This window comes from Nonomuraea sp. NPDC050643 (assembly GCF_040654715.1).
Classification (GTDB): Bacteria; Actinomycetota; Actinomycetes; order Streptosporangiales; family Streptosporangiaceae; genus Nonomuraea.
Genome location: NZ_JBFAIM010000016.1, coordinates 21,267 through 35,263, shown reverse-complemented (window position 1 = coordinate 35,263; position 13,997 = coordinate 21,267). Strand labels below are relative to the sequence as shown.

Here is a 13,997-nt window from a genome sequence, read left to right as displayed (position 1 = left end):
GCGCGGCCGACAGGAGTCGAACCCGTAACCTTCTGATCCGTAGTCAGATGCTCTATCCATTGAGCTACGGCCGCTTGCTGCGTAAGCAAGCATAGCGGGTTCTGGGCAGTGCCTCGAACCAGTTAAGGCAATCTTGGCGGCGGCGGGTCGGTGTGGGGGCTTGGGGTGGGTGTTCGGGGGGTCGGGTGGAGTTGGTGGGGGGCTGTGGATACATCGAAGGGTGTATCCACAGGCGGACCTTCGCAGGAGGGAAACGGGGGTGGGAGGTGGTGGGATGGGGCCATGACGCGGGTGGTGCTGGGGGCGGCGGCGGCCTTCGTGATGGGGGTGGTGCTGATCGCGGGGCACGCCTTCGTTGATCGTGGTGTGCCTGTGTGGGTGGTGGGTGTGCCGTTGGTGTTCACTTGCGCGGGGGTGTTGGTGCGGCAGCGGGCTCCCCTGGCTTCCTTGGGGCTGGGGGTGGTCGGGATCGTGCTGGACGGGTTCGTGGGGCCGTCTCTGGGGACGGTGCTGGTGTTCACCGACAACCTGTACGCCGCCGCGCTCTATGGGCCTGCCCGGTTCGCTCGGGTGCTGCTGGGGATCACGGCCGCGCTGGCTGTCGTCGGTGGGGCCATCGCCGGGTTCGTGGCCGAGGACTGGGGGGTGCTGGCCGTCATGGGGGTGCAGGCGGCTCTGGTGCTCGTCACGCCTGTGACGACCGCGCTGGTGTTGCGGGAGCACCGGGATCGGGCCGCGGCCGAGCGGGTGCGGGCCGAGCAGGTGGCTCATCTCGCGGAGCTCGATCGGCAGGCCGCGGTGACGGCTGAGCGTACGCGGATGGCCCGCGAACTGCATGACATGATCGCCAACCACTTCAGCGCCATCGCCATTCAGTCCACGGCCGCGCTTTCGCGTAAGGATCTTGATCGGGAGACCGTTCGGAAGATCATGGAGTCCGTGCGGGAGAACAGCGTCAAGGGGATGGCCGAGATGCGAACCATGATCGGGCTGTTGCGGCACGAAGGGGATGAAGGGGAGATCGAGGCCACGCGGCCCCGGCTGGCCGACGCGGAGACCCTGGTGGAGAGGGTGACGCGGGCCGGGCTGGCCGCCGGCATGCGGGTCGAGGGGGATCCTCGGGAACTGCCCGCGTCGGTCGATCTCGCCGGATACCGGATTCTGCAGGAGGCGCTGACCAACGCGCTCAAGCATGGGGAATCGCCGGTGGCGGTCGTTCTTGCCTACGAGCCTGAGCGGGTTCTGGTGAGTGTCGAGAACGCCTTGGGCGGGCGGAGCGCCGCCCGGTTGCCGGGGGCTGGGGCCGGGTTGATCGGGATGCGGGAGCGGGCCCTGCTGGTGGGCGGGTCTTTTGCAGCCGGGCCTTGTGAAGCTGGTGCAGGGGGAGAGGCCGGGGTGAAGGGGTGGCGGGTTTCGGCTGCGCTGCCTACGGAGGGTTCCTCTTTGGGGGTGGGGTCGGGTCGTGTCGGGGGTGGGCGTGGGAGGTGACGTTTTGCGGCGAAGGCGAAGGAGTGAGGCGGGTCGATGACCGTGAAGGTGCTGGTGGCGGACGATCACGCGGCGGTTCGGGCCGGGATCGTGTTGATTCTTGATGGGGTCGACGACATCGAGGTGGTGGGCGAGGCCGGTGATGGGGAGCAGGCCGTGGTCATGGCGCGGCGGTTGCGGCCCGATGTGGTGTTGATGGACGTACGGATGCCCCGGCTCGACGGCATTTCGGCCACCAGGGAGCTGGCGGGGGTCTGTGATGTGCTGATTCTGACGACGTTCGACATCGATGAATATGTGTTCGGGGCGCTGCGGGCGGGGGCGGCCGGGTTCTTGCTGAAGAACACCGATGCCGAGGCGCTGGTGGAAGCCGTTCGGGTGGTGGCTCGGGGGGATGGGCTCATCTCGCCGGGGGTCACCCGGAGGTTGATCGCGGCCTTCGCCGAGCAGGCGCCGCTGCGCAGGGAGGCACCGGCGGAATCGGCGGGGGATCCGGCCGGCCTGACGCCTCGGGAGCGGGAGGTGCTGGCCTGTATCGGGCGCGGGCTGTCCAACGCCGAGATCGCCAGGGAGCTCGACATGGCCGAGGCCACGACGAAGACACATGTCAGCCGGGTGCTGAACAAGCTGGGGCTGAGGAGCCGGGTGCAGGCGGCGATTCACTACGCGGACCACTACTCGGAGGGGACATAGCACCGTAGTGTGAGCGCCGTGAGCAATCCCTCGCCGCCGCCGTCCCCCGAGCCGCCTCGATCGACGGGGACGACCGTCGCGCTGGCCGCCGCCGGGGTGTTCGGCTATCTGGGTGTCAACGTGATCGTCGGGCTTGTCGCTCTGAGCATGGAGTCGACGGTCGGGATCGGGATCGGGGCCGTGTTTCTGGCGCTCCTGGGCATCGGGGCCGGGATCGTGCTCGTTGGGCTGCGCAAGTCTTGGTCGGTGGGGTTGGGGCTGGGGCTGATGATCGGGTGGGGGCTCGCGTCGATCGTGTCGGCGGGCTTCTGTACGGGGCTCAATCCGCAGATGTACACCTAGGCGGCAGATGTACACCTGGGCGTAGGTAGGGCAGGGCGCCTGGGGGTGGGTTGGCGAAGATGTGGGTGGAAGATGTGGGTGATGGTGACGGGATTGAGTGAGTATCAATTGCTTTGGCCTAGTCTGATCGCGACTGGGGGGTAGACCGAGGCCATGACCACACCACCACCACCGTCGTCGTCTGATGAATCGGGGCGCGAGGAGGAGTCGGGCGGGCCTGGGTCAAGTGGACCTGGGTCGGGCGGGCAGCCGGAGTTCTTGCCGCCGGCCGCCCCGACCCCGACCCCGACCCCGACCCCGACCCCGAGCCCGTCCCCGACCCCGCCGCCTCCGACGGGTGCGCCGGTGCCCTTGCCGCCGCCGGTTCAGGGGCCGTCAGGTCAGTGGCAGCCGCCTCAGGGGCCGATGTCGCAGGGACAGCAGGGGCAGCAGGGGCCGGGGCAGGGTTATCCGCAGCCGCCGTACGGGCAGCAGTATCCGCCGCCCCCACCCCCGCCCCCACCCCCGTCCAGCGGTAACTCCGCAGGGGTGCTCGTTGGTCTGCTCTTCGCCGGGCTCGCCCTCTACAGCGTGCTCAACACCGTGATCGGGTTCTTCATCTTCGTCGCCGCCATGGGCCAAAGCGGCGACAGCACCCCCTACGTCATCGCCGGCGCCGCCGTCCTCGCCCTCATCGGCCTGGGCGTGGGCATCGGGCTGTGCTTCGTCCGCAGGGCATGGACCAGAGGGCTCGGCCTGGGCCTGATGATGGGGTGGGCGTTGTGGTCGATCCTGTCCGCGGGGCTCTGCACCGGCCTCAACCCAGGCCTGTACGGCTGACATGCCCTACCACGAGATCTTCGTCGGCCTCGGCGTCCTCGTGGCCTCCATCGTCTTCGTACGTGAGGCCAGAAGCCGGGGCGCGCTCAACGAGCAGTCCCTGATCGCGGTCGCCGGAGCCCTGGTCGGGGGCGCGATCGGGATGCGGCTGGCGGGCTGGCTGGAGACCCTCGACCTGAAGGACCTCTGGCTGTACGGCTCCCGCAGCATCCTCGGCGGCCTCACCGGCGCGTACGTCGGCGTGCTGGTGGCCAAGAAGATCATCGGCTACAAGGAGCGCACCGGCGACCTGTTCGCCCCGGCCGTGGCGCTCGGCATGGCCGTCGGCCGGATCGGATGCCACCTGACGGAGGCCCCGGGCAGGCCCACCGACCTGCCGTGGGGTGTGCACGCCCCGCCCACGACCCCCGAATGCCCGGGGTGCCTCACCGGGCAGGCCATGCACCCGTCGTTCATCTACGAGATCATCTTCCAGCTCGTCGTCTTCGCCGCGCTCCTGTGGGCGCGTAAGCGGCTCACGCGTCCCGGCGAGTTGTTCACGCTCTACCTCGCCGCGTACGCCGCCTTCCGGTTCATCGTCGAGTTCACCAGGGCGAACGAGACCGTCTGGCTCGACCTGACCCGGCCCCAGTGGTTCCTGGTCCCCGGCCTGCTCCTGCTGGCCGTCAGGCTCGCGTACGGCTGGCGGCGCGGCTACTACGATCCCCTTTTCGAGCGGAAGGTCATGACATGAGTGCAGGGATGGGTCTGCGGGGTGATCGCATCCTCAGGTACGTCAACGCGTTCTGCCCCAGGTGCCACGGCCAGGACCTCCACGAGGTCGAGCGGCTGAGCGGCTATCTGGCCGAGCGCGACGGCAGGGTGTGGCTGGAACGCGGCTGCCGCGAACACGGCCTGATCCGGACGTTGTACGACGAGGACCCAGAAATCCTCGAATACCTCGAAGAGTGGACCGCCCCCACCAAAGTCCACATGCCGGATGTCTCGGGGAACTTCGCCCCGATCCCCGCCGCGTACCTCCAGGGTCTCCCCGAGATGCAGACCCAGCACACCTGCATCCTCCTCGAAGACATCGCCGAAGCCTGCAACCTGCGCTGCCCCACCTGCTTCGCCGACAGCTCCCCCGACCTCACCGGCATCGTCCCCGTCCCCGACATCCTCGCGAACGTCGACCAGCGCCTCGCCCGCGAGAACGGCAAGCTCGACGTCCTCATGCTCAGCGGTGGCGAGCCCACCCTGCACCCCGAGCTCAAGACCCTCCTGGCCGAGCTGAACGACCGCCCGGTCACCCGCATCCTGATCAACACCAACGGCGTCCTCATCGCCAGGGACGACGCCCTGCTCGACCTGCTCACCGAGCACCGGGAGCGCGTCGAGGTCTACCTGCAGTACGACGGCACCTCGGCCGCCGCCTCCGTGCACCACCGGGGTGGTGACCTCACCCGGATCAAGGCGCAGGCCGTACAGCGGCTGTCGGAACGCGAGATCTTCACCACCCTCGTCATGACGGCCGCGCTGGGCGTGAACGACGGCGAGATCGGCGACGTCGTCCGCCTGGCCCTCGACACCCCGTACGTCGGAGGTGTCTCGCTCCAGCCCCAGTTCGGCTCCGGCAGGTCGGGCGCCATCGACCCGATGGACCGGCTCACCCACACCGGCGTGCTCAAGCGCCTCGGCCCGCAGACCGACGGCCTGGTGACCTGGCGCGACCTGACCGCCCTGCCCTGCTCGCACCCCCACTGCTGCTCGGTCGGCTACCTCATCCGCGACGACGCGCAGCAGTGGCGCTCGCTCACCCAGTTGATCGGCCACGACCGCCTGAAAGAGAACCTGGGCCTGGTCTCCAACCGCATCGCCGACAGCGAGATCCCGCGCGAGCTGCGCATGGCCGTACAGGAGTCGTTGCTCGGGCTGCTGTCGGAGCAGTCGTCGCTGTCACACCCCCAGATCGGCGACCTGTGGCGCAACATCTGCGAGAACTGCGACCTCGGCGTCTCCACCCTCCTCACGCTCGCCTCCTCGGCCCTGCCGGGCCGGCGCAGGAAGCTGCGCCGGATGCTGGGGGAGCGCGTGGTGCGTCTCACGGTCAAGCCGTTCATGGACATCTCGACCATGATCGAGGAGCGGCTCACGCAGTGCTGCGTGCACGTGGGGACGCGTGCCGAGCAGGACCAGTGCGCGCCGTTCTGTGCCGTGCAGGCCTGGCCGCAGCTCTCCAGGCAGCGGCTGTCCGCCCAGGGAAGCACCCGATGAAGGAGCCGTACGACCCGCTCAGGCTGTGCGTGTACGCCACCGTCGCCCTGATCGCCTGGCTGCTCGGCCCGTGGGCGGTGCTCGGGTTCGCGGTCCTGGGGTTCGCCGGCTACTGGAAGGCGCGGCGAGCGGGGCTGACCCGGAGCAAATGCCTGCTCAGGGACACCCGGCTCGTGCTGGCCTACCTCGGCCTCATCGGGCTGGCGGCGCTCGCGGCGATCATCTGGTGATCGGTGGGGGGCTCGCCGTACCAGGCGATGTGGCGGGTGCCCCACTTCGAGGTGCCGCGGGCAGTAGTTCTTCTTCGGGGACGGCATGTCGCCACGGCTCCGCGGCCCGCTCGATTCGCGGCGGCGCCGACGGTGTCACGGTCACCGCGGGTCCGGCCCGCCGCGCCTCGCCCGACACGACCACCGCCGTGCCGCCCGCGAGCGCCACCACCGCCGCCGCGGCGAGCAGCGCCCGCACCCGCTGCCTGGTACGCCGGGCGCGCCGCCGCCTGGCCACGCCCTGGGCGAGATCATGGTTCCCGGCCTGCCCGGCGGCCGTCCGCATGGTCCTGGCCAGGTCCCGTTCGCTTCTCATCACGCCTCCCGCGCCGCAGGGGTCACTCGCTTGATCCGCAGCTTGTCCAGGGCACGGGCCGCCTGGCTGCGCACGGTTCCCCGGGAGACGCCGAGGATGTCCGCGATCTCCTGGTCGGGCAGGTCCTCGTAGTAGCGCAGCACGAGAACGGCACGTTGCTTGCGGGGCAGCTCCTGGAGTTCGGACCACAGGTCGGCGTCGCCGTAGCGGTCGAACTCGCCGCGCTCGGGGACGGCGGCGACCAGGTCTTCCCTGCGCCGCCTGCGCCACGCCCTGATGTGCAGCCTGACCATGGTCGTGCGCACGTAGCCCTCGGGGTCGTGCTTCTTGCGCACGCGGGGCCAGGCGTCGCCGAGGCGGGCCAGGGCCTCCTGTACGAGGTCGGCCGCGTCCTCGGAATTGCCGGCCAGGACGTAGCCGTACCGGAGAAGCGCGTCACCCCGGGTTCGGACGAGCTCGTCGAAATCCTCCACGAACCCAGGGATCACCTGACACGGGTTTCTGTTGCACGCCTACGGGGCGGGGACGTACAGGCTGAGCGTCTCGGCGATGCAGGCGGGGCGTCGCTCGCCCTCGATCTCGATCGTCATCTTCAGGTTGGACAGGTAGCCCGCCGGGGTGCCCTTGACGTCGGTGAGCTCGCCCGCGGCCCTGATCCGCGCCCCGACCGGCACCGGCCGGGGGAAACGGACCTTGTTGAGGCCGTAGTTGACCCCCATCGCGATGCCGTCGACCCTGAGCAGCTCCATCATGAACGACGGCAGCAGCGCCAAGGTCAGGTAGCCGTGCGCGATCGTGCCCCCGAACGGCCCCTCCTTGGCCCGCTCCACGTCCACGTGGATCCACTGATGGTCGTCGGTGGCGTCGGCGAAGAGGTTGACCTGGTCCTGAGTGACGGTGCGCCACTCGGTGGGGCCGAACGTCTCGCCGACGGCCGCCTTGAGTTCCTGTACGTTCGCGAAGGTCCGCATGGTCCCGAACGCTATTGGGCGGGCGGGACGGCTGCCAAGTTCAGCACCTTGACCGTGTCAGGACCGCCTCTCCAGGAGATGACCCCGCCGGGGTTGGCGGAGCCGATGGCGATGTACCCGCTTTTCTTGCCGATCGAGCCCACCTTGCCGGTGCGGATGTCGTAGACGCCGTCGTCCGTGGGCACGAACCGGTCGAAGGCCGGGGCCATGGACAGCGGCTTCGGATGGCCGAAACCCTTGACGTCCGTGATGCCGGTCCCGTCGACGCGCTGGACGAACCCGCCGTCCGGCCCGCGCCCGAAGCACCAGGCCGGCCCGCAGCGCAGGCCCTTCGTGCCCTTGCGCACCTTCACCTCGATCACCGTGCCGCGGAGCAGGTCGACGACCTTGCTCTGGTTGCCGTCGCCCGTATCGGCGCCGCCGGGCGCGTCACCGGCGTACGGCCAGGAGTTCAGGTGCAGGCCGTCGCCGCCGGGCAGGCGTCGCGGGGCGCCGCCGGCCAGGGGCAGGTGCCACACGCCGCCGGAGCGTTCGGACCACACGACCCGGTCGCCGTCCACCGCGAGTTGCCCTATCTGACCGCGCGTGCCGGTCAGCGTGGTCAGCAACCTGGCCTGGCCGCCCGCCAGCGGGACCGTCCAGATCTCGAGGACGCGAGTGGCGCCCTTCTTGCCGAAGGCGTACCAGGCGACGGTGCTGCCGTCGGTGGCCGCGCTCGAGAACACGGAAGCCGCCGTCCCCTGCGCCGTGGCGATCACGCGGGCCCTGCCCGTGGCGGAGTCGTACGCCTCCAGCCTGTCGGGCTCCTTGACCGGCCCCAGGGCGACCAGCAGCAGCGTCGTGGGGCTGATGGCCCTGATCGGCAGGTACCGCAGGCCGCCGGAGTTCCTGGCGGGCATCGTGAAGATCGCCTTCGGCCAGAGCCGCTCCATCGGCAGCGCCTTGCCTGGTTCGCGAGGCAGGTCCGTCGGGGTCGGCCGGCCGGTTGGGGTCACGGCGTCCACTTCGCCCCCGCGGTAGAGGACGCCCCTCACCCCCGCCGCCAGCACGACCACCGCGGCCGCCGCCGCCAGTGCCCGTGCCCGCCTTCTGGTCCGGCGGCGCCTGCGCAGCGCGATGCCCTCCAGCAGGCCGTGCTCGCCGGGCGCGTACTCGGCCGCCGCGCGCAGCGCGCCCGTCAGCTCGTCCTCTGTCCTCATGCCCGTCCCCTTTCGAGCACCGATGGCTTGACCCGCAGCGTGTTGAGCGCGCGGAACGCCTGGCTGCGCACGGTTCCCCGGGTGATGCCGAGGATGTCGGCGATCTCCTGGTCGGGCAGGTCCTCGTAGTAACGCAGCACCAGGACGACCCGCTGCCTGCGCGGCAACGTGGCCAGTTCCTTCCACAACTCGCCGAACGTGTGGTGATCGGTGTAGGAGCCCTCCGGTACGTCGTCCGTCAGGTGCTCTCTGCGCCGCCGGCGCCACCAGCTGATGTGCTGCCTGGCCATGATCGTGCGTACGTACGCCTCCGGGTTGTCCTTGTCGCGCACCCGACGCCAGGAGTCGTTCAGTCTGAGCAGCGACTCCTGCACCAGATCGGCCGCGTCGTCGGCGTTGCCGGTGAGCACGTAGCCGTACCGGAGCAGGGCCGAGCCCCGCGCCCGGACGAAATCTTCGAACTCCACAATCCCTGGACGCACGGTGGGGCTCCAGCTGTTGCAAAGATCTTTACTCGAAACCATCGCATGCGTGTTCGAGTCCGCGCTACAGTCGTAGGTACTGAAATCGAACAAGGGTTCGGCCTGGTGAGAGGGGGTGTGTCCGATGACGGTGCTCGCGCCCGCCCCTGCTCGGACACGCCGTAGCACTTTCTTCCCAAATCTAAGACGGCCGCTATATCCGGCAATAAAGTCCGAGAGCGTGGACCCTGTGCGCAATCCTTATGCCCCCGGCGCCGGGCAGCGTCCGCCGGAGCTGGCCGGGCGCGACCGTGAGCTGCAGCAGTTCGAGGTCGTGCTGGAGCGGGTGGCCCGCGGCCGTCCCGAGCGCAGCATGGTCGTCACCGGCCTGCGGGGCGTCGGCAAGACCGTTCTGCTCAACACGTTCAAGTCCATGGCCATGCAGCGGCTGTGGGGCACGGGCAAGATCGAGGCCCGGCCCGACCAGTCGATCCGGCGGCCCGTGGCGGCCGCGCTGCACATGGCGATCCGCGAGCTGGCCCCGCGCCACCGCGCGCCCGAGCGCATCGAGGAGTTCCTCGGCGTGCTCAAGGCGTTCGCGATGCGCGATCCGGCCGCGGCCAAGGGCACCTCGCACTGGTCGCCCGGGATCGAGGTGCCGGCCAGCCGCGGGCGCGCCGACTCGGGTGACCTGGAGATCGACCTCACCGAGCTGTTCGTCGACGCCGCGAGCGTGGCCACCGACCTGGCCGTGGGCATCGCCCTGTTCATCGACGAGATGCAGGACGTGCAGGCCGCCGACGTCTCCGCGCTGTGCGCCGCCTGCCACGAGCTGTCGCAGTCGGGCGGGCCGCTGATCGTGGTGGGGGCCGGGCTGCCGCACCTGCCGAGCGTGCTGTCGGCCAGCAAGAGCTATTCCGAGCGGCTCTTCCGCTATGCGCGCATCGACAAGCTCGACCGGGAGGCGGCCGATCTCGCGCTGATCCTGCCGGCACGCGAGGAAGAGGTGGAGTTCACCCAGGAGGCGCTCGACGCCCTCTACGAAGCGGCCGACGGCTACCCCTACTTCGTGCAGGCCTACGGCAAGGTCGCCTGGGACCTCGCACCGCGCACCCCGATCACCATCGAAGACGTGAAGGTCTCCGCGCCGGAGGCCGAGGAGGAGCTCGCGGTCGGGTTCTTCGGCAGCCGCTACGAGCGGGCCACCCCGGCCGAGCGCGACTACATGCATGCCATGGCGCAGATCGGCGACGAGCCGGTCGCGACCGCCGAGGTGGCCGACGCTCTCGGGCGAAAGCCGTCCAGCCTCTCACCCGCCCGAGACAGCCTCATCAAGAAAGGGCTCATCTACAGCGCCGAGCGCGGCCTGATCGCGTTCACGGTGCCGCACTTCGGCAAGTTCCTGCGTGCTCAACCCATTTGAGCGACGCCCCTAGACCTCTATTGGGCTGTCTAGTGGGGAAGCTAGACAGCCCAATAGAGCTATATCGCCATGCCTGTCGAGCGAAATCTAGGGCTCTCTAGCGTCAGGCCGATACTGGCGTATATTCCGGCAGAGACCCGCTGTCCTCCGCGCTGACCACCGCCATCCGCACCGCCGGACGCCGGCCGCTCAGATAGACGGCGAAGACGACGTCGTCCTCGTCGTGGTTGCGGAAGGCGAAGAAGCGCCAGCACAGCTCGCGCCAACTGTCGTACGGCTCGGTCGAGGCCAGCTCGCCGCGGTGGGCCCGCCAGGTGCCGCTCGACCTCAGCCGGGACAGCGTGACCGACTCGGCCGGGCCGCGGCGCTGCTCGCAGGGGGCGCGGAAGCGGACGCGGTCGATCATCTCCTCGATCTCCGGTGACAGCAGGGCGAGCACTGCCATCCCGGCCGCCGTGTACCAGGACGGCTGCGTCATCGCGACCCACCCCGGCACCGGAGCCCACACCGACACGCCGGCCATGCCGGTCAGCACGACCGTCCTGCCGACCGAGCGCAGCCCGACCGGCGCCGAGCTCACCTCGCCGAAGCAGCCGCAGCCCGCGTCGGGCCGCCGCCTGCGCAACTCCAGCAGCACGTACGTGGACAGCGCGAAGAAGGCGACCGTCCCCCACCGGAAGAACGGATGGGTGGTGAGCAGCAGGCCCGTGGCCAGCACCAGCTCACCGGCGGCGCAGACCAGCAGCGCCGGGGCCAGCATGCGGTCGGGCACCAGGACCGCGGGCCCCAGCCTGGACAGAGCTCCCGGCTCGCCTCCGGAGCCGACGGTGATCACTTTGGCCGTCGTACCGAGGAGGAGCAGCACGATCAGGAGCGGGAGCTGCGATTCCAGCACGAGCGTCACCCCAATCCGATCTGAGCATTGAAACACCCTTTGACCAGGTCGCCGCCGAGTTCCACGTACGAGAACGGCGACAGCTCCGCGATCCGCCCGCGCGGAGAGGTGTCGCACTCGACGCACCGGTCGCAGAACCGCCCGGCCACGCACCCGCACGCGACCACCGGCACGTTGGCGGAGCGGTCGGAGCAGAGATTCCGGACCTGGAGCAACGATCCGACGGCCAGGTAGGGCAGGTTCGTGCACGACACGCCCGCCTGCGGGCAGCCGGTGTCCGAGCGCTCCAGCATCGGGTAGGCCGCGCCGCGCTCTTCCTCGTCGAAGGTGTCGGACCAGGTGGCGGGGCCGGAGATGCGCGCGTGGACCCCGGCGTACGCGGCGGGCGGGGCGGGCACGGCGCGGGCCAGGTAGGGAGGTTGCGAGGCGGCCGGCAGCAGGGCCAGGCCGGCCCCGTCGTGCCTGATGCCGATCGCGTCGAAGAGGTAGCCGGGTTCGAACTTGGGATGGCGTACCTGTAAGCGGCCCGTCGCGCGGTAGGGGATCACGATCGTGCGGTGGCCCCGATGCGGCCCGCAGTCGAGCTCGACCGTCAGGTCCCGGCGGCCCTCGATCGACAGGATCGTCCCGGTGATGCGGGTGGTGTCGGCCCAGATCCGCTCGATCACGCGCCCGTCGCGCAGCGCCCGCATGATCACCATGGCGCCCACGGGCAGGTCGGCCGGGGTGGTCTCGGAGCCGTGCCAGGCGGTGGCCCACGGTGCGATCACGAGGCGCTCCTCGGCGCCCTGAGGGGTCTCGATGATGATCAGGTGCGGGCTCACGTCGCGGATCTCGCCGGCGACCGCGCGCAGGGGCTCACCGTCGCCCGGGTCGGGGCCGGGGACGCCGGACTCGCGGCCGAGCGCGGCCGCCGCGAGCACTCTGCGGCGCTCAACGCTCGGAAAGCCCATCCGCCCCTCCCTCGTCGGGTACTAGATTCACACGACTTGGGGGCGGCCTACGCCGTAGGGGCCCAGAAGAGAGCAAAATACGCATCCCCTAGGGAGGTAGTTCACCTCCGGCGGCGTACAAACCGCCACCGACCTTGACCTACCTTTATCGTCGGCGGGCCGAAACCTGAATTGTGGTGCAGGCCCAAATGGGCATCAGGCTGCGATTCTGGCCACGATGCACACCACTGGGTGGGAAGACGAGTTCCGCGAGTACGTGATGACCCGCGGTCCCGCACTGCTGCGCGCGGCCCACCAGCTCACCGGGCATCCGCTGGACGCGGAGGACCTGCTGCAGAACGCGCTGACCAAGACGTACCTGGCCTGGGACCGGATCGAGGACCGCAGGGCGCTGGACGGGTACGTGCGGCGGGCCATGGTCAACATCAACATCTCGCAGTGGCGGCGGCGCAGGCTGGAGGAGTACCCGTCGGACGAGCTTCCCGAGCCGGTCGAGCCCGCGGCCCACTGCTCGGATATCCACGAGGCCCTCGAGCAGGCGCTGCAGGAGCTTCCTGAGCGGATGAGGGCGGCGATCGTCCTGCGCTACTACGAGGACATGAGCGAGCCGGAGATCGCCAAGACGCTCGGGATCAGCGTCGGCACGGTCAAGAGCACGGTGTCGCGGGCCATGGCCAAGCTCAGGGTCGCGTTGGGGCTTCCATGAGGCCGTGGGCGCCGGCGGTGGCGCAGGGGCGTACGACGTCCCTGATCTTGCGCAGGCTGTCGAGGAACGCCGCCAGCTCGTCGGAGTCGAGCAGGCCGGTGAGGCAGTCGTCGATGTCCCGCAGGTGCTGCGGCAGCACCGACTCGAGCCGCTCACGGCCGGCGTCGGTGAGCACAGCGTAGGAGGCCCGCCGGTCGCTGGCGCACGCCTCGCGGATCACCAGCCCCTCGCGTTCGAGCCGGTCGACCACCCTCGTCACGCCGCTCGTGGACAGCCCGGTCTGAGCGGCCAGATCGCTCATCCGCAGGCTCTGGCGGGGTGAGCGGGCCAGCCGGATGACGGTCTCGAAGTCGATCTCCGACAACCCCGCCGCGCTCAGCACAGGCTGGAACCTGCCCATGAGTCCGGCATGCACCTCTGCCAGCAGCCCGACGGCCGTCAGCCGAGGGTCGTCAAAGTTCATCACGCTCATACCCTAGCCGACGATAGTTGACGTGCGGAATATTCCTCGTGTAGACATTTGTTGCCGCAGACATCCGCACCGCAACCTCCTGAGGAGAACCCCGATGACCACCCGTACCTGGGAGTCCCTGACCATCCCGGCCGCCGGCACCTACAACCTCGACGTGGCCCACACGAACATCGGCTTCGTCGTCAAGCACATGATGGTCAGCAAGGTCCGCGGCCACTTCGATTCCTTCGCCGGCTCGGTCACGGTCGCCGAGAACCCGCTGGAGTCCAGCGCCGAGGTGACGATCCAGACCGCCAGCATCACCACGGGCGTCGGCGACCGCGACGGCCACCTGCGCAGCGACGACTTCCTGTCCGCCGAGAAGTTCCCCGAGATCACCTTCAAGAGCACTCGCGTGGTGGGCCACTCGGGCGACGAGTTCACCGTCGTCGGCGACCTCACGATCCGCGACGTCACCAAGGAAGTCGAGCTCAAGGTCGAGTACGGAGGCGCCGGCACGAACCCGTGGGGCGGGGTCGTATGGGGCTTCTCGATCACCACGGAATTCGACCGCGAGGACTTCGGCCTGACCTGGAACCAGGCGCTGGAGACCGGTGGCGTGCTGGTCGGCAAGAAGATCAAGATCGAGATCGAGGGCGAGGCCAACCCGGCCGCCTGAGCGATCAGCAGGTTATCCACAGCCTTGAAGCCCGCCCTAGCTCTGGGCGGGCTTCATCCACAGCCAGTTACCCACAGGC

General features: G+C 69.6%; 18 protein-coding genes and 1 tRNA gene. 10 read left to right on the top strand and 9 right to left on the bottom strand.

The genetic code is table 11. The features are described from left to right. Position 1 precedes the first annotated feature (1 nt). A tRNA-Arg gene (locus AB0I15_RS22470) sits at positions 2-74 on the bottom strand. 208 nt (positions 75-282) lie between these two features. Between AB0I15_RS22470 and AB0I15_RS22465 the strand changes: the two genes are divergently transcribed. The 7 genes from AB0I15_RS22465 to AB0I15_RS22435 all read left to right on the top strand — a co-directional run bounded on the left by AB0I15_RS22465 (position 283) and on the right by AB0I15_RS22435 (position 5,825). Then, positions 283-1,488 (top strand): histidine kinase, encoded by a 1,206-nt coding sequence (locus tag AB0I15_RS22465; protein WP_358098550.1) that lies wholly within the window; start codon positions 283-285, stop codon positions 1,486-1,488. Between the two features lie 36 nt (positions 1,489-1,524). Next, positions 1,525-2,181, top strand: coding sequence for a response regulator transcription factor (locus AB0I15_RS22460; RefSeq protein WP_358098548.1), 657 nt, complete (start codon positions 1,525-1,527; stop codon positions 2,179-2,181). Between the two features lie 18 nt (positions 2,182-2,199). Beyond that, positions 2,200-2,523: a hypothetical protein gene (locus AB0I15_RS22455; RefSeq protein WP_358098545.1), complete on the top strand. Its 324-nt coding sequence runs from the start codon at positions 2,200-2,202 to the stop codon at positions 2,521-2,523. A 405-nt stretch (positions 2,524-2,928) separates the two neighbouring features. Continuing rightward, positions 2,929-3,342, top strand: coding sequence for a hypothetical protein (locus AB0I15_RS22450; RefSeq protein ID WP_358098542.1), 414 nt, complete (start codon positions 2,929-2,931; stop codon positions 3,340-3,342). Between the two features lies 1 nt (position 3,343). Beyond that, positions 3,344-4,075, top strand: a complete 732-nt coding sequence (locus AB0I15_RS22445) for a prolipoprotein diacylglyceryl transferase family protein (protein WP_358098540.1) — start codon at positions 3,344-3,346, stop codon at positions 4,073-4,075. Next, positions 4,072-5,595 carry a radical SAM protein gene (locus tag AB0I15_RS22440; RefSeq protein WP_358098538.1) on the top strand — a complete coding sequence of 508 codons (1,524 nt, stop codon included), beginning with the start codon at positions 4,072-4,074 and terminating at the stop codon, positions 5,593-5,595. Before AB0I15_RS22445 ends, AB0I15_RS22440 begins: the two co-directional genes overlap by 4 nt. Next, positions 5,592-5,825: a hypothetical protein gene (locus AB0I15_RS22435; protein ID WP_358098535.1), complete on the top strand. Its 234-nt coding sequence runs from the start codon at positions 5,592-5,594 to the stop codon at positions 5,823-5,825. The genes AB0I15_RS22440 and AB0I15_RS22435 overlap by 4 nt, the downstream gene beginning before the upstream one ends. Here AB0I15_RS22435 and AB0I15_RS22430 read toward each other — a convergent pair. From AB0I15_RS22430 to AB0I15_RS22410, 5 genes are read right to left on the bottom strand one after another with little or no spacing between them, the layout of a single operon-like run. After that, entirely contained in the window at positions 5,815-6,180 is a 366-nt protein-coding gene (locus AB0I15_RS22430; RefSeq protein WP_358098532.1) for a hypothetical protein, read from the bottom strand. The two genes, AB0I15_RS22435 and AB0I15_RS22430, sit on opposite strands and share 11 nt — an antisense overlap. Then, positions 6,180-6,653, bottom strand: a complete 474-nt coding sequence (locus AB0I15_RS22425; protein ID WP_358098529.1) for a SigE family RNA polymerase sigma factor — start codon at positions 6,651-6,653, stop codon at positions 6,180-6,182. Before AB0I15_RS22425 ends, AB0I15_RS22430 begins: the two co-directional genes overlap by 1 nt. 39 nt (positions 6,654-6,692) lie before the next feature. Further along, a complete protein-coding gene (locus AB0I15_RS22420; RefSeq protein ID WP_358098527.1) occupies positions 6,693-7,151 on the bottom strand; it encodes a MaoC family dehydratase in 459 nt (152 codons plus the stop codon). 11 nt (positions 7,152-7,162) lie between these two features. After that, positions 7,163-8,350, bottom strand: a complete 1,188-nt coding sequence (locus tag AB0I15_RS22415; protein ID WP_358098524.1) for a hypothetical protein — start codon at positions 8,348-8,350, stop codon at positions 7,163-7,165. Next, the gene (locus AB0I15_RS22410) at positions 8,347-8,832 is read right to left on the bottom strand and encodes a SigE family RNA polymerase sigma factor (protein WP_358098521.1); all 486 of its coding nucleotides are present in this window, start codon (positions 8,830-8,832) and stop codon (positions 8,347-8,349) included. Before AB0I15_RS22410 ends, AB0I15_RS22415 begins: the two co-directional genes overlap by 4 nt. A gap of 220 nt (positions 8,833-9,052) precedes the next feature. Here AB0I15_RS22410 and AB0I15_RS22405 point away from each other — a divergent pair, with 220 nt between their 5' ends. Then, positions 9,053-10,234, top strand: coding sequence for an ATP-binding protein (locus AB0I15_RS22405; protein ID WP_358098519.1), 1,182 nt, complete (start codon positions 9,053-9,055; stop codon positions 10,232-10,234). A gap of 103 nt (positions 10,235-10,337) precedes the next feature. Here AB0I15_RS22405 and AB0I15_RS22400 read toward each other — a convergent pair whose 3' ends face one another. Beyond that, complete coding sequence (locus AB0I15_RS22400) at positions 10,338-11,129, bottom strand: MauE/DoxX family redox-associated membrane protein (RefSeq protein ID WP_358098516.1); 792 nt, start codon at positions 11,127-11,129, stop codon at positions 10,338-10,340. A gap of 5 nt (positions 11,130-11,134) precedes the next feature. Continuing rightward, the gene (locus tag AB0I15_RS22395; RefSeq protein ID WP_358098513.1) at positions 11,135-12,082 is read right to left on the bottom strand and encodes a hypothetical protein; all 948 of its coding nucleotides are present in this window, start codon (positions 12,080-12,082) and stop codon (positions 11,135-11,137) included. A gap of 217 nt (positions 12,083-12,299) precedes the next feature. Here AB0I15_RS22395 and AB0I15_RS22390 point away from each other — a divergent pair, with 217 nt between their 5' ends. After that, positions 12,300-12,788: a SigE family RNA polymerase sigma factor gene (locus tag AB0I15_RS22390; protein ID WP_358098510.1), complete on the top strand. Its 489-nt coding sequence runs from the start codon at positions 12,300-12,302 to the stop codon at positions 12,786-12,788. Here AB0I15_RS22390 and AB0I15_RS22385 read toward each other — a convergent pair. Then, a complete protein-coding gene (locus AB0I15_RS22385; RefSeq protein ID WP_358099194.1) occupies positions 12,763-13,251 on the bottom strand; it encodes a MarR family transcriptional regulator in 489 nt (162 codons plus the stop codon). The genes AB0I15_RS22390 and AB0I15_RS22385 overlap by 26 nt on opposite strands. A 103-nt stretch (positions 13,252-13,354) precedes the next feature. On the opposite strand from AB0I15_RS22385, the gene AB0I15_RS22380 reads away from it, so the two are divergent. Beyond that, the gene (locus tag AB0I15_RS22380) at positions 13,355-13,918 is read left to right on the top strand and encodes a YceI family protein (protein WP_358098507.1); all 564 of its coding nucleotides are present in this window, start codon (positions 13,355-13,357) and stop codon (positions 13,916-13,918) included. Positions 13,919-13,997 lie beyond the last annotated feature (79 nt).